This is a genomic window from Streptomyces sp. NPDC050147 (assembly GCF_040660195.1).
Lineage (GTDB): Bacteria > Actinomycetota > Actinomycetes > Streptomycetales > Streptomycetaceae > Streptomyces.
The window spans coordinates 188,443-201,836 of sequence record NZ_JBFALJ010000016.1; the positions used below are offsets into that span (position 1 = coordinate 188,443).

Sequence of the window (13,394 nt, forward strand, 5' to 3'; positions counted from 1 at the left end):
GCGAATACGACTGCGGCCCGGAGGCTTTAAGCCTCCGGGCCGCAGTTCCGGGGTGGGCGATACTGGGTTCGAACCAGTGACCTCTTCGGTGTGAACGAAGCGCTCTCCCACTGAGCTAATCGCCCCGGGCGCACGGAGAACATTACCGCATGTCAGCGGGTGCCTCCGACCGCCGTGGAGTCACCCGGAGGTCACTCCTTGATCTTCCATGGCATCTCGAGGCCGAACTTCCAGACATAGACCGCGACGAGCACGGCGACGATCACCAGGCCGATGGTCGTCAGGATGATGTTCCGCCGGCGCACCTTGGGGTCGAGCGCGCGCTGCGCCGCCTCGGTGACCTTCCGCTTCGTCCAGCGAAGCACCAGCTGGGCCCAGACGAACTCGGTCGCCCAGATCGCCATTCCGCCGAAGATCACCAGCCAGCCGGGGCCCGGCAGCGGCAGCATGACGATGCCCGCGGCAACCACCGCGAGGCCGACGATGAACACGCCCACCTGCCAGCTGAGGTGCAGCGCCTTGCGGGCCTGGATGTACTCCGGCGCGCGCGAACCGAGCGGCTGTTCGTCCTTCGTGCCGGTGATTGTTTCGGCAACCCCCGGCTCGTTACTCCCCGTATTCATACGGCCAAACCCTACCGGACGGAAACCCGTCACCGGAATGGCTGTACGCCTCGAACGGACAACCCGCCGTACGAGCTACCTAAAGACACCCAAAACCCTCAGAGGGGTTTACAACGGCACCGTAGGTGGCATGTCGATTTCGCCGACGTGCGAATCCCCGAGCGCACACTGAGCGAAAGGCCCTGGCGCTTATGAACACCACGGTCAGCTGCGAGCTGCACCTGCGCCTCGTTGTGTCGAGCGAGTCCTCACTGCCTGTACCCGCAGGACTGCGGTATGACACGGCCGATCCCTATGCCGTGCACGCCACCTTCCACACCGGAGCCGAGGAAACCGTCGAGTGGGTGTTCGCCCGCGACCTCCTCGCCGAGGGCCTGCACCGGCCCACCGGTACCGGCGACGTCCGAGTCTGGCCGTCCCGGAGCCACGGTCAGGGCGTCGTCTGCATCGCCCTGAGCTCCCCCGAGGGTGAGGCTCTGCTCGAGGCCCCGGCGCGGGCCCTGGAATCGTTCCTGAAGCGAACCGACGCGGCCGTGCCACCCGGCACGGAACACCGCCACTTCGATCTGGATACGGAGCTCTCGCACATCCTGGCGGAAAGTTAGCTCCAGGCCGCGCGAGAGCGCCCGGCGCCGTCCGACTCGGGGCGACGGCTCGGGCACGACAACCGCACACAGCAGACACACCGGCGCCGTCGCCGCGGATTCCCGCGGGGACGGCGCCGGTGTGTCGTGTCGTGGAGCCGCTAGCATCGGCCAGCATCGGCGGGCACCCTTCCAAGCTCTCAACGAGCGGGGAGAACCCACTACCCCAGGCCAGGGAGCGAAATCGTGCTGATCACCCACGACACCCGGTGCGCACTCGACGCCGTGGTCGATCTGGTGAACACCGCGCCGGACACCGGGAGCGCGGCGAGCACCGACACGGAGGGGCTCCCGGACCTGGCAGCCCTGGGCGAGTTCGTACGAAGCCACGACATAAGTGACGTCGGAGTACTCACGGAGCGCGACCTGGCCGGGGTCCGGCACATCCGCGGCCGCTTCCAGGAAGTCTTCGCGGCGCCCGAACCGCAGGCCGCGGCGGCGGTGATCAACGAACTGATCGCGGCGGCGGGCACCACGCCCCGGCTCACCGACCACGACGGCTACGACTGGCACGTGCACTACTTCGCCCCCGGCGCCTCCATCGCCGACCACCTCGCGGCGGACTGCGGAATGGCGCTGGCGTTCTTCGTGGTCGCTGGCGAGCAGGAGCGGCTGCGGCGCTGCGAGGCCCCGGACTGCCGGCACGCCTTCGTCGACCTCTCCCGCAACCGCTCGCGCCGCTACTGCGACAGCCGCACCTGCGGCAACCGGCTGCACGTCGCCGCCTACCGGGCCCGGCGCAAGGAAGCGGCGGGCTGAGCCGCCGCGACGCGCGGGCGGCGCTGCCCGCTAGAGCCGCAGCAGATCGTGCAACGAACCCATCAGGATCAGAACGCCGATCACCGCCAGGAAGATCATCAGGGGTGGCTGGGAGAGCGCGAAGAGACAGCCCTTGGGCTCTTCCGTCGCGGCTCGCTCATCGGTCGGCGGGGCGGCATCGCCCTGTGCGGTGTCCAGCATCTCGCGGCGATGATGACGTAGTTCCGGGGATGTCGATGACCAACACGCCCGGAAGGCGCGGGAGTTCGCCGCATTCCGTGACCTGGGAAATTCCGGCGACCCGCATGTCCAATCCCCGGCCCACCAGCGACGCGCCTCGTCAGGGGCGGCACCGCCACCGTCCACTCGAACGAGGGAGCCTCATGGGCCGGTGGAAGGGGTGGACCTCTCGCTCAGGCGCCCTGGTGCCCCGGACGCCGCGCCGCCGCTCTCAGATGCCGTGCTTCTTGAGGATGGCCTCGATGTCGCTGAAGTCCTCCTTGGGCGCGGCGGCCTTCGGCTGGGCCGCAGGCTGGGCGGCGGCCGGGCGGGCGCCCTGGCCCAGGGAGGGCGCGGACGCCGCGGGGGCCACCGCGTCGCGCTGGGCGGCCTTCGCGGCCTTGCGCTCCTTGCGGGTGCCTCCGGAGCGGCGCTCCACGGCGCGCGTGATCATGAAGAGCAGCCAGGCCACGCCGAGGACCCCGAAGCCCGCCCACGCCTTCATGCTGAAGGCGGTGTCCGCCAGCCATCCGACGACGCCGGTCATCACCAGGCCGACCGGGACCAGGGAGTAGGCGGCAAGGCGCGTCGCGGCGAGGAATCGCTTGCGGTAGGCCGTGATCGCGGCGATGCCGAGGCCGGCCGCGGATACGGCGGAACAGACGGTCTCGGCAATCATCCGGTCCTCCAGGCATGCGGGCACAGACGGTGGCTCCGACTGGCGCTGTCTTCCCTGTCCATCCTGCACCGGGTGGCTCTCACAAGCCACGTTCCGAGCGGACTTCAGGGACATATCAGGGTCGCGTCTCCTCCGCAGGTTCCGGTCCTCGTCCCCGGCCCCGGTTGGGAGGCGGACGCGAGGCTGGAAGACTGGGGCCATGAGCGACTCTGCCCCCCTGGCCCCCGCCGGCCCCCTCGTCATCGACATCTGGTGCGAGCTGCAGTGCCCGGACTGCCGGACCGCCCTCGACGACGTCCGCGCGCTCCGTGCCCGCTACGGCGACCGCGTCGACCTGCGGCTTCGGCACTTCCCCCTCGAAAAGCACAAGCACGCCTTCGCCGCCGCCCAGGCCGCCGAGGAGGCCTTCGAGCAGGGGCAGGGCTGGCCGTACGTCGAGGCCGTGCTCGGCAGGGTCGAGGATCTGGACCGCGAGGGCGAACCCTTCCTGGTCGAGGTCGCGCGGGAACTGGGCCTGGACGCGGAGGAATGCGACACCGCGCTGGTCGACGGCCGGCACATCCTGATCGTCGACGCCGACCAGGCCGAGGGCAAGGCGATCGGCGTCACCGGGACACCGACGTACGTCGTCGAGGGCGAGCGCCTCGACGGCGGCAAGAGCCAGGAGGGTCTGCGCGAGCGCGTCGAGGAGATCGCGGATCGCCTGCTCGCCGCCTCCGGGCAGGACGCCTAGAAGAGCGGGAACGCGGCTAGATCAGCTGCTTGTAGACGTAGTACATGACCGGTTCGTAGCCCAACGACTCGTACAGACGCAGGGCGGGTGTATTGCCCGCGAAGACGTTGAGGCCCAGACGGCCGAGGCCCGCCTCGCGGGCCTGGGTCTCCGCGAGGAGCATCAGGGACCGGCCGTGGCCGCGTCCGCGGTACTCCTCGTCGACCTCGACGTCGAAGACGAACGCGTCGGCGTCGCGCTGCGCCAGCCACAGGGTGCCGACCGCCGTGCCCTCGTGGGTGAGCACGCTGAGGCGGGTGCCGGGGGTGGCGAGGCCCCGCGGCAGGTGGTCCGCGTGGTCGGCGTCGGACTTGGCGCGCGCCTCCGCCTCGGGGACGCCGCGCTCGATCCAGGTCTGGGCGTAGGCCTCCTTCTCGCGGGCCAGCCAGACCTCGTACTCGTCCTCGGTCATCGGCCGCCCCTCGACGTCCGCCGGCAACGCGGGCGGCGCGTCGGTCAGGGATTTGACCATGTGGCGGTTGCGCTCCAGATAGCCGAGGGACACGGCGAGGCGGTGGGCCGCCGCGGCCTCGGCGGGCACGGCCACCTCGATCCGCTCGCAGCCCCAGCCGCGCGCCACCTCCTCGGCGGCGAGCACCGCGACGGTGGCGCGACCGCGCCTGCGGTCGGGCTCCTTGATGCTCAGATCCCGCATCTGGGCGACACCGGGCCCGAACACGGGATGCGTGGCGAGTTCTATCCCGCCCACGGGACGGCTGTTGACGCGCACTTCGTACGTGCGTGACTTCGCGCCGTCAGCGCTCTTCTGAAGCGGCCCGGTCGGCCGCAGGGTGGTGGTCATCAGTGGAGTTGTACCCACCCTAGGGCTCGCGGGTCATCAGGAGGACAAGCACTTGCGGGCTGTTGCCCGCACACTCACGGATCAAGGTCGTCCGCCGCACGCTCGCCGAAGACCCGCATCGCCTTGGCGGTCACCGGTCCGGGTGCGCCCGGCAGTTCGCGCCCGTCGATCCGGTGCACGGCCTGGACGTCGCGGAGCGTCGAGGTCAGGAACACCTCGTCGGCGCGGTCCAGGACGTCGAGCGGCAGATCGGTCTCGCGCGCCCCCGTCCAGTCGACGGCCAACGCGCGCGTGATGCCCGCCAGGCACCCGGAGGCGACCGGCGGCGTATGGATCTCGCCGTCGAGCACGACGAAGACGTTCGACCCGGTGCCTTCACACAGCTGCCCCACCGTGTTGGCGAACAGCGCCTCCGAAGCGTCCTGTTCGTGGGCGCGCGCGAGGGCGACGACGTTCTCGGCGTACGAGGTGGTCTTCAGGCCGGTCAGGGCGCCGCGTTCGTTGCGGGTCCACGGCACCGTGATCACGGCGGTCGTGTCGGGGCGCCTACGGACTTCCCCGAGCGCGACGATCAGCGTCGGCCCCTGGTCGCCCCGGTCCGATCCGAGCGGCGAGAGACCGCCGGTGTACGTGATGCGCAGCCGCCCCAGCGGCATCGGGTTGACTTCGAGAACGGCGGCGCAGGCCGCGCGCACCTCGTCGAGGTCCGGCTCCGGCAGCCCGAGGCCGCGTGCCGAACGGGCGAGCCGGTCCAGGTGCCGGGTCAGCGCGAAAGGCCGCCCCTCGACCGACTTCACCGTCTCGAAGATTCCGTCGCCGACCGTCAGACCGTGGTCGAACACGGAGACGCTGGCCGTTGTGAGGTCCTGCAGGCCGTCATTGAGCCAGATCTTCACTGAGAGGTCCCTCCACTCACTTCGTACGCTCCCGACGCTACCGCCAGCAACCGTTCCGCCTTCAGTTCGGTCTCCCGCCACTCCCCCTCGGGATCCGAGCCCCAGGTGATCCCGGCGCCGGTGCCGAACCGCAGCACGCCCTGAGCCCGGTCGATCCAGAAGGTGCGGATGCCGACGGCCAGTTCGCCCGTGCCGCGGTCGGCGTCGACCCAGCCGATGCCGCCGCAGTACGGACCGCGGGGCGCGGTCTCCAGGGCGTCGATGATGCGCAGGGCACTGGATTTGGGGGCGCCGGTGACGGAGCCGGGCGGGAAGGCGGCGGCGAGGAGTTCGGGCCAGCCGGCGTCGGCGGTGAGCTCGCCCCTGACGGTGGAGACGAGATGGACGAGACCCGGGTGTTTCTCGACCACGCACAGATCGGGCACGGTCACGGAGCCGGTCACGCATATCCGCCCGAGGTCGTTGCGGACGAGGTCCACGATCATGACGTTCTCGGCGTAGTCCTTCTCCAGGAGATCCGCCTCGGTCCGGCCCGTTCCCTTGATCGGCCCCGACTCCACGACACGTCCCGCGCGGCGCAGGAACAGCTCGGGCGAGGCCGTGGCTATCTCGACGCCGTGTCCGGGCAGACGGATCGTTCCGGCGTAGGGAGCGGGGTTCCCACGCGCGAGGAGCGCGGTCAGGGCGTCGATGTCCGGGGCGCCGGCACCTTCCGTGCCGCCCGGAACCGGCGCGGAGAGCACGCGGCAGAGGTTCGCCTGATAGACGTCCCCGGCCGCGATGTGTTCCCGCACGCGCCGTACACCGTCCACGTACGCGGCGCGATCGAGCGACGACGTCCAGTCACCGGCGGCAGGGCCCCGCCATGCGCCCGGCACCGGCGCGGGAACCGGCTCCGCCCTCACGTCGTCGAAGCGGGCACAGACCAGTTCGCCCTCGAAGCCCGCGCAGACGGCCCAGAACCCATGGGACTCCAGCGCCGAGGGGTCGCTGGTCACGTCCCTGAGGCCGGTGGCGAGCAGGTCGCCGAAGCGCGCCATGGGCAGGGACGCCCCAAAGGACGGTCGGGAGGGCATCTGAGGGGGGCTGTGCACGCCTGTGAGTCTATGACCGGTGTCCTGGTCGCGCCCCGGGCCGGTGACAGCGCAGCACGCTGCGCAAACGCGTTTTTGTACTGGCCCGGGAATCCGCTAGAGTTCAACACGTCGCCGGGACGCGCAAGCGGGCCGGGAAAGACAAGCGGACGTAGCTCAGTTGGTAGAGCGCAACCTTGCCAAGGTTGAGGTCGCCAGTTCGAACCTGGTCGTCCGCTCGCAGGAAGTGGGGGATCTTCCCGAAACCCCGCACTCCTGGTGGAGTGGCCGAGAGGCGAGGCAACGGCCTGCAAAGCCGTCTACACGGGTTCAAATCCCGTCTCCACCTCCAAGGACGATTAGCTCAGCGGGAGAGCGCTTCCCTGACACGGAAGAGGTCACTGGTTCAATCCCAGTATCGTCCACTGGATCTTCGAGGGCTCGCCTTCTCGAGGTCTGAACCCGCGCGATTAGCTCAGCGGGAGAGCGCTTCCCTGACACGGAAGAGGTCACTGGTTCAATCCCAGTATCGCGCACGCAGTACGCAGCACACGCAGGTTGACCTGCGCGATTAGCTCAGCGGGAGAGCGCTTCCCTGACACGGAAGAGGTCACTGGTTCAATCCCAGTATCGCGCACCATCCGTACGAAGCCCCCGGCCGTTCCCACGGCCGGGGGCTTTGTCGTTCCTCCGGTCAGGAGGAGAAGAGCATGTGGCCGAAGCTCTTGTGGCGCTTGTTGTGGCCGTAGTGCCCGCCGTGGTGGCCGCCGTGCTGCGGAGCGCCCCACGCCGGGGCGGGAGCGGCCGGATACGCCTGTGGGGCAGGGGCGGCCGGATATGCCTGCGGGGCGGGAGCGCCCGGGTAGCCCTGCTGGGCGGGCGGCGGGGGCGGGGCCTGCTGGCCACCCCACTGGGACTCGACCCGGCTCAGGGCTTCGAGCTCGCCGTAGTCGAGGAATATCCCGCGGCAACCGCTGCACTGCTCGATCTGGACGCCATTGCGGTTGTACGTGTTCATCGGTGCACGGCACTTGGGACACTGCATGGACGGCTCAACTCCTCGCCGGTGGTAAATACTTCGCCGGATCTCTGCCCGGCTTCGGTGGGTTGCACCCTACTTCGTGGTGATGGGAGCCAACTCCGGCGGGACGGCGCCCATTCGATCACAGGCGTCGACCACCGCCAGCTCGATCTCGTCGAGGGGCCTGTTCTCCTTGACGGACTTGGCGACAGCCAGGGCGGCGGTCTGTGCCGTGAGGGCGCGGGCCGGTGTGTCGAGGGCGGGCCAGGGGTCCGTGCCGTCGGCCGGGACCGCGGGGCCGCGCGCCGCGCGGTAGGCGGTGAGGAAGCGGGTCCACTCCTGCGGGGCGAGAAGGCCGCAGGCGTACCAGGCCGCGGGGCGGGCCAGGTCCCAGGCCGGGTCACCGAGACCGAGGTCGTCGACGTCGATGAGCAGCCAACGCCCTTCGGCCGTGCGGACCAGCTGGCCCAGATGCAGGTCGCCGTGGCACAGGAGCTTGGGGAGGGGTGCGGGGGCCTCGGCGCGGGCCCAGGCGGGCAGCGTGGCCCAGGCGCCTTCGACGGGGGCGGCCGCGGGGTGCGGTCCCGCGGCCCGCATCCGCGCCATCGCACGGGCGGCCTTCGCGGGGCCGCGCATGTCCGGCAGGGCGCGCGGGAGTTCGGCCGGGGATGTGGCGTGCAGGCGGGCGAGGAGGGTGGCGGCGGCTTCCCAGGGGGCGGCATCGGGGTCGTCACGGTCCACCGGGGTGCCGGCCTCCCAGAGGGTGACCAGACGTCCGTGGAGCGCCACCGCCGCCTCGCCGAGCGGAGGGAGGAGGGTGCCGTGGAGGGCGGCGGCGACCTTCAGCCGGGCCGCGAGACCGGTGGGGTCGGTGCCGGGAGCGTGCGCCTTGGCGACGATGCCACCGTGCCGGACGACCGTGGCGTCGTCCCGGTCCGCCAGGACGGCTTCGGGGGTGCAGGCGCAGGCCCGCGGGGTACGGTGGGCTGTGGCGCGGACCTTGGCGGTGAGGGCGGGCAGCAAGGCGGTCACGGGTCCCCCGGGGTACGTCGATCGGTGCTTCCGCGAGGGTACGCGGGCCGGCTCTCCAGCCCGTCCGGCGTTTGAGGAGGGACTCGGCGAAGCCGGTGACAGCGGTGCACCAAGCCACGGCGAGCTGTGCTTCCCGTACGCCGGAGGCAAAGAAGTGCCCGCGCAGCTCCCCAGCTGCGCGGGCATTTCTCGTGCCGTCCGCCGCACCCCCGTCCCCACGGGGTTTCCTGGCCGGATGTCCCCGCCCGGACCGCTCATCCGGGCCTGGGGCGCCGCTCAGCGCCCCAGCATCACGCCCACGGACGACGCCTGTGTGACCACTGCTTCCCAGCCGCCGAAGACGACCACCAGCAGGGCCGCCAGAGGAAGAACCATGGCCGTGGCCACCAAGGGGTGGCGCGTGCCGGACGGGCGGACGCCGAACGTGGCGAAGGCCTTACGTCCTTGCGTGCGGATCATTGCCCGCGGTGCCGTGTCCGCCATGGTTCCTCTCCTGACCGAGTCTGTATGCATGTGGCAGCGGCGGGTGTCTGACCTCGGGGGACGAGTGCTACACCCGCCGCTTGACCTCAAATCTAGGTGCGCCGAGGACCTGGGGCGTCATGCCCTCGTACCGATTGCCGGGCCTCCCCGAGGATGACCGATCGTCGGTCATGTACTCCCAGGGGTGGAGACGGGGTCCTAGGTCTCAGGGTCTTCCCGGAGGGGGCGGGCGGCCTGCTCGGATGTGTCCTCCCGGGGGATGGGCTGCTCGACCAGAGCCAGGACGCGCGTCGCCATGAACCGCGCGGTCCGCACGACTGACCCGCTACGGGTGACTTCGCTCACTTCGACCACCCCCCTGCGGACCGCCGTCTCCACCCGGCGGCCCGCCCGGCTCGCCACCACCTCGTACGTCCTTGTCGTGTCCCCGGCGTCGACGACTATCTCCACGCGATCACCCTTCACGGGATCAATCCCCCTTCAGCGACGGATGGTTGGGGTCGGCGGCCCTGGCAACGGCCGCTCTCCCCCAGCGCCCTGACCACTCTTCAAGTTTCCCACCCGGCACTGACAATCGGTCGGGCCGCGAGGGCGCGGCCTCTGCACCTGCCCGGCCACGGAAACGTAAGCTGTGGCACGACAACGGACCGGGCAGCGGGGATGGACATGGCGATGATGCGGCTCCGGCGCGAGGACCCGCGTGTCGTCGGCTCGTTCAGACTGCACAGGCGGCTGGGCGCCGGCGGCATGGGGGTCGTCTACCTGGGGTCGGACCGGCGAGGGCAGCGCGTCGCCCTGAAGGTGATCCGGCCCGATCTGGCGGAGGACGAGGAGTTCCGGTCGCGCTTCGCGCGCGAGGTCTCCGCCGCCCGGCGCATCCGCGGCGGCTGTACCGCGCGGCTCGTCGCCGCCGACCTCGACGCCGACCGGCCGTGGTTCGCCACGCAGTACGTTCCCGGCCCTTCCCTGCACGACAAGGTCGCCGCCGAGGGGCCGCTCTCCGCGGCCGACGTGGCGGTCGTCGGTTCGGCGCTCGCCGAAGGCCTCGTCGCCGTACACGAAGCCGGTGTCGTGCATCGCGACCTGAAGCCGTCGAACATTCTGCTGTCCCCGAAGGGGCCGCGGATCATCGACTTCGGCATCGCCTGGGCCACCGGTGCCTCGACGCTGACCCACGTGGGCACCGCCGTCGGGTCGCCCGGATTCCTCGCGCCCGAGCAGGTGCGCGGCGCCGCCGTCACACCCGCCACGGACGTCTTCGCCCTCGGCGCCACGCTGGCGTACGCGGGGATGGCGGACTCGCCCTTCGGGCACGGCAGTTCCGAGGTCATGCTCTACCGCGTCGTCCACGAGGAGGCGCAGCTCGGCGGGGTCCCGGACGCGCTCGCCCCGCTGATCAGGGCCTGCCTCGCCAAGGACCCCGAGGAGCGTCCCAGCACGCTCCAACTGTCGCTCAGGCTCAAGGAGATCGCGGCCCGCGAGGCACAGGGCCTGACGGACCCGCGACCGCCCGCGCCCCGGCAGGACCAGGACCGGCCGACGGGTCGGATGGCCGCGGAGTACGCGGACCAGCGCACCCAGCGGCGTCAGCCGCAGGGCACTCCCCCGCCGCGGCCGAGCTCCTCACGGCCGACTCCGTCGCGGACCGGTTCCTCGCGCACGGGTTCATCGCGGACAGGTTCCTCACGGCCCCACCCCTCGCGGGGCGGGTCCAGTTCCTCGCGGTCCGGCTCGCGTCCGGGGCAGCCGCGGAACACGACGCGCTCCGGTGGCCCGCGGCGACCCGCCAATCCGCGGCTGCTGCGCCAGCGGCTCTTCGTCTTCGTGGTCGTGACGCTGCTCGTGGCCCTGGGGATCGCGGCCGCCCAGGGATGCCAGGGGCCCGCCCGTGGGCTCGGTGGCAGCGGCGTGCAGGATGTGCGCGACGTGCAGCAGAGCCAGCGGTCGGACCCGGGGCCGGGCTCTCAGAGCTGAGGGCGGCCCGTCGCCACGGCGTAGAACGCGACCGCTGCCGCCGCTCCCACGTTCAGGGAATCGACGCCGTGGGCCATCGGGATGCGGACCCACTCGTCGGCTGCCATCAGGGCCTTGGTGGTGAGGCCCTCGCCCTCCGCGCCGAGCATCAGGGCGACCCGGTCCATGCGGTGAGGTGCCGCCTCGTCCAGGGTCTTCGCCTTCTCGTCCGGGGTGAGCGCGAGGAGGTTGAAGCCCGCCTCGCGCACGCCATCCAGGCCCTTGGGCCAGGATTCCAGGCGGGCGTAGGGGACGGAGAAGACCGCGCCCATGGAGACCTTCACCGAGCGGCGGTAGAGCGGGTCCGCGCAGTCCGGTGAGAGCAGCACCGCGTCCATGCCCAGGGCGGCGGCGCTGCGGAAGATCGCGCCGATGTTGGTGTGGTCGTTGACCGACTCCATGACGACGACGCGGCGCGCCCGGTCAAGGAGTTCGTCCGAGGTCGGCAGCGGCTTGCGCTGCATCGAGGCGAGGGCGCCGCGGTGCACGTGATAGCCGGTGACCTGTTCGGCCAGGTCGGGGTTGACCGCGTACACCGGGGCGGGGACCTCGTCGATGACGTCCCGCATGACGTCGACCCACTTCGCGGAGAGCAGCATCGAGCGCATCTCGTAGCCCGCCTGCTTGGCGCGCCTGATCACCTTCTCGCCCTCGGCGATGAAGAGGCCCTCGGCGGGCTCGCGCCTGCGGCGCAGTTCGACGTCGGTCAGGCCCGTGTAGTCGCGCAGGCGCGAGTCGGCGGGGTCGTCGATGGTGATGAGATCAGCCACAGGGTGATACTGCCTTGTCCTGGGTGTGGTGCCAACGCCTTGGGGCGGGTTGGGTTACCGGTGGTTACGAGAGGCTCGGGGTGGTTACGCGGGGCTGTGCGGGCCCACGTTCACCACGTCGCCGATGACGATGACGGCCGGGGGCTTCACCTCATGGGCGGTGACCTCGGCGGCGACGGTGGAGAGGGTGGCGTCCACGCGGCGCTGGGCCGCGGTGGTGCCCTCCTGGATCAGGGCGACGGGGGTCTCGGGCGACCGGCCGTGCGCGGTGAGCGTCTCGGCGATCCTGCCGATCTTGTCCACGCCCATCAGGACGACGAGGGTGCCGCGCAGCTTGGCGAGCGACGCCCAATCCACCAGGGAGCGCTCGTCCTCCGGGGCCACATGGCCGCTGACCACCGTGAACTCGTGGGCGACCCCGCGGTGCGTGACGGGGATGCCCGCGGCGCCGGGCACGGAGATCGAGCTGGAGATGCCGGGCACCACGGTGCACGGAATGCCTGCTTCCGCGAGCGCCTGGGCCTCTTCCATGCCGCGACCGAACACGAAGGGGTCACCGCCCTTGAGGCGGACGACCGACTTGCCCTGCTTCGCGTGCTCGATGAGGGCGTTGTTGATGGCCTCCTGAGCCATGTAACGGCCGTACGGGATCTTCGCGGCGTCGATCACCTCGACGTGCGGCGGGAGCTCGTCGAGCAGGTCGCGGGGGCCGAGCCGGTCGGCGATGACCACGTCCGCCTCGGCGAGGAGACGACGGCCGCGGACCGTGATGAGGTCGGGGTCGCCGGGTCCGCCGCCGACCAGGGCGACGCCCGGGGTACGGGTGCGGTGGTGGGGCGCCACGAGGGTGCCGTCGCGCAGGCCCTCGACGACCGCGTCACGGATCGCAGCGGTGCGGCGGGGGTCGCGGCCGTGGATGTCCGTGGTGAGGACGGCGACCGTGACGCCTTCGGAGCGGCCGGTCGCCGGGGTCAGGGCGGTGGCGGCGTCCGCGTCGTCCGAGCGGACGCACCAGACGCGCCGGGCCTCGGCCTCCGCGGAGGCCGCCGTGTTGGCCTCGCTGTCGCTGGTGGCGATGAGGGCGTACCAGGCGTCCTTCAGGTCGCCCTCCGCGTAGGGGCGGCGCTCCCAGGTGATCTCTCCCGCGTCCGCCATCGCCTCCACTGAGGGTGTCGCGCTCGGCGACACGAGGACGATGTCGGCGCCCGCCGCGATCAGGGCGGGAAGACGGCGCTGGGCCACCTGGCCGCCGCCGAGCACGACCGTGCGGCGGGCGGTGAGGCGGAGGCCTACGGGGTAGGCGGGGCTTTCGGCCATGGTGGGAGGCTCCTCGCGAGGCGGGGGGATCGTGCCGGCCGCTGCGGCGATGGAGCGGCTCTGCTGTTCTGACGTGCGGGTTCAGTATGGCTGGGGCGCGGCGGGATCGTTCCCCCAGCCCGCCCTTCCTGATGAGGCCGAGGCCTAGCGCCGGGCCGTCGGCCGTACGGTGCCGTGGGCAGGCGCGGGTGGGGTTGTGGGCAGGCGTTCCGCCGTGCGGAACGCCGCAAGCCGCAGATCCACACCTCGGGCATGCCCGAGATCGACGGCGCGCCCGGCGGCACCCTGGAG

Annotated in this window: 16 protein-coding genes and 6 tRNA genes; 9 read left to right on the plus strand and 13 right to left on the minus strand. The window is 71.3% G+C overall.

What is annotated here, in order from left to right; genetic code table 11:
• Positions 1-53 precede the first annotated feature (53 nt).
• Positions 54-125, minus strand: a tRNA-Val gene (locus tag AB0I94_RS24550).
• 66 nt (positions 126-191) lie between these two features.
• A complete protein-coding gene (locus tag AB0I94_RS24555) occupies positions 192-623 on the minus strand; it encodes a TIGR02611 family protein (RefSeq protein WP_363311792.1) in 432 nt (143 codons plus the stop codon).
• 191 nt (positions 624-814) lie between these two features.
• On the opposite strand from AB0I94_RS24555, the gene AB0I94_RS24560 reads away from it, so the two are divergent.
• Together AB0I94_RS24560 and AB0I94_RS24565 are read left to right on the plus strand one after the other, a co-directional pair.
• Positions 815-1,228 carry an SsgA family sporulation/cell division regulator gene (locus tag AB0I94_RS24560; protein ID WP_003959770.1) on the plus strand — a complete coding sequence of 138 codons (414 nt, stop codon included), beginning with the start codon at positions 815-817 and terminating at the stop codon, positions 1,226-1,228.
• 225 nt (positions 1,229-1,453) lie between these two features.
• The gene (locus tag AB0I94_RS24565) at positions 1,454-2,026 is read left to right on the plus strand and encodes a CGNR zinc finger domain-containing protein (protein ID WP_363311770.1); all 573 of its coding nucleotides are present in this window, start codon (positions 1,454-1,456) and stop codon (positions 2,024-2,026) included.
• Positions 2,027-2,056: 30 nt separating this feature from the next.
• On the opposite strand, the gene AB0I94_RS24570 is transcribed toward AB0I94_RS24565, so the two are convergent.
• The gene (locus AB0I94_RS24570; protein ID WP_361834430.1) at positions 2,057-2,227 is read right to left on the minus strand and encodes a hypothetical protein; all 171 of its coding nucleotides are present in this window, start codon (positions 2,225-2,227) and stop codon (positions 2,057-2,059) included.
• Positions 2,228-2,477: 250 nt separating this feature from the next.
• A complete protein-coding gene (locus AB0I94_RS24575) occupies positions 2,478-2,924 on the minus strand; it encodes a hypothetical protein (RefSeq protein ID WP_363311771.1) in 447 nt (148 codons plus the stop codon).
• Positions 2,925-3,123: 199 nt separating this feature from the next.
• On the opposite strand from AB0I94_RS24575, the gene AB0I94_RS24580 reads away from it, so the two are divergent.
• Positions 3,124-3,657: a DsbA family protein gene (locus tag AB0I94_RS24580; protein WP_363311773.1), complete on the plus strand. Its 534-nt coding sequence runs from the start codon at positions 3,124-3,126 to the stop codon at positions 3,655-3,657.
• Positions 3,658-3,673: 16 nt separating this feature from the next.
• Here AB0I94_RS24580 and AB0I94_RS24585 read toward each other — a convergent pair whose 3' ends face one another.
• The 3 genes from AB0I94_RS24585 to AB0I94_RS24595 form a co-directional block, all read right to left on the minus strand.
• On the minus strand, positions 3,674-4,498 hold the full coding sequence (locus AB0I94_RS24585) for a GNAT family N-acetyltransferase (RefSeq protein ID WP_363311774.1): 825 nt from the start codon (positions 4,496-4,498) through the stop codon (positions 3,674-3,676).
• A gap of 74 nt (positions 4,499-4,572) precedes the next feature.
• Positions 4,573-5,394: an aminodeoxychorismate lyase gene (locus tag AB0I94_RS24590; protein WP_363311775.1), complete on the minus strand. Its 822-nt coding sequence runs from the start codon at positions 5,392-5,394 to the stop codon at positions 4,573-4,575.
• Positions 5,391-6,470 (minus strand): chorismate-binding protein, encoded by a 1,080-nt coding sequence (locus tag AB0I94_RS24595; RefSeq protein ID WP_363311793.1) that lies wholly within the window; start codon positions 6,468-6,470, stop codon positions 5,391-5,393. The genes AB0I94_RS24590 and AB0I94_RS24595 overlap by 4 nt, the downstream gene beginning before the upstream one ends.
• A 163-nt stretch (positions 6,471-6,633) precedes the next feature.
• Between AB0I94_RS24595 and AB0I94_RS24600 the strand changes: the two genes are divergently transcribed.
• From AB0I94_RS24600 to AB0I94_RS24620, 5 genes are all read left to right on the plus strand, one after another.
• Positions 6,634-6,706: transfer RNA gene (locus tag AB0I94_RS24600), tRNA-Gly, on the plus strand.
• A gap of 39 nt (positions 6,707-6,745) precedes the next feature.
• Positions 6,746-6,819: transfer RNA gene (locus AB0I94_RS24605), tRNA-Cys, on the plus strand.
• Between the two features lies 1 nt (position 6,820).
• Positions 6,821-6,892: transfer RNA gene (locus AB0I94_RS24610), tRNA-Val, on the plus strand.
• 39 nt (positions 6,893-6,931) lie between these two features.
• A tRNA-Val gene (locus AB0I94_RS24615) sits at positions 6,932-7,003 on the plus strand.
• A gap of 29 nt (positions 7,004-7,032) precedes the next feature.
• Positions 7,033-7,107, plus strand: a tRNA-Val gene (locus tag AB0I94_RS24620).
• Between the two features lie 54 nt (positions 7,108-7,161).
• Here AB0I94_RS24620 and AB0I94_RS24625 read toward each other — a convergent pair.
• The 4 genes from AB0I94_RS24625 to AB0I94_RS24640 all read right to left on the minus strand — a co-directional run bounded on the left by AB0I94_RS24625 (position 7,162) and on the right by AB0I94_RS24640 (position 9,468).
• Positions 7,162-7,512 carry a zf-TFIIB domain-containing protein gene (locus tag AB0I94_RS24625; RefSeq protein ID WP_363311776.1) on the minus strand — a complete coding sequence of 117 codons (351 nt, stop codon included), beginning with the start codon at positions 7,510-7,512 and terminating at the stop codon, positions 7,162-7,164.
• 69 nt (positions 7,513-7,581) lie between these two features.
• A complete protein-coding gene (locus AB0I94_RS24630) occupies positions 7,582-8,520 on the minus strand; it encodes an aminoglycoside phosphotransferase family protein (protein WP_363311777.1) in 939 nt (312 codons plus the stop codon).
• Between the two features lie 276 nt (positions 8,521-8,796).
• Positions 8,797-9,003: a hypothetical protein gene (locus AB0I94_RS24635; RefSeq protein WP_160503827.1), complete on the minus strand. Its 207-nt coding sequence runs from the start codon at positions 9,001-9,003 to the stop codon at positions 8,797-8,799.
• 198 nt (positions 9,004-9,201) lie between these two features.
• Positions 9,202-9,468 carry a hypothetical protein gene (locus AB0I94_RS24640; RefSeq protein ID WP_363210965.1) on the minus strand — a complete coding sequence of 89 codons (267 nt, stop codon included), beginning with the start codon at positions 9,466-9,468 and terminating at the stop codon, positions 9,202-9,204.
• A gap of 195 nt (positions 9,469-9,663) precedes the next feature.
• Here AB0I94_RS24640 and AB0I94_RS24645 point away from each other — a divergent pair, with 195 nt between their 5' ends.
• A complete protein-coding gene (locus AB0I94_RS24645) occupies positions 9,664-10,977 on the plus strand; it encodes a serine/threonine-protein kinase (protein ID WP_363311778.1) in 1,314 nt (437 codons plus the stop codon).
• On the opposite strand, the gene AB0I94_RS24650 is transcribed toward AB0I94_RS24645, so the two are convergent.
• Together AB0I94_RS24650 and cobA are read right to left on the minus strand one after the other, a co-directional pair.
• Positions 10,968-11,786 carry an RNA methyltransferase gene (locus AB0I94_RS24650; protein WP_363311779.1) on the minus strand — a complete coding sequence of 273 codons (819 nt, stop codon included), beginning with the start codon at positions 11,784-11,786 and terminating at the stop codon, positions 10,968-10,970. The two genes, AB0I94_RS24645 and AB0I94_RS24650, sit on opposite strands and share 10 nt — an antisense overlap.
• A gap of 84 nt (positions 11,787-11,870) precedes the next feature.
• Positions 11,871-13,103, minus strand: coding sequence for a uroporphyrinogen-III C-methyltransferase (gene cobA / locus AB0I94_RS24655; protein ID WP_363311780.1), 1,233 nt, complete (start codon positions 13,101-13,103; stop codon positions 11,871-11,873).
• Between the last annotated feature and the right edge of the window lie 291 nt (positions 13,104-13,394).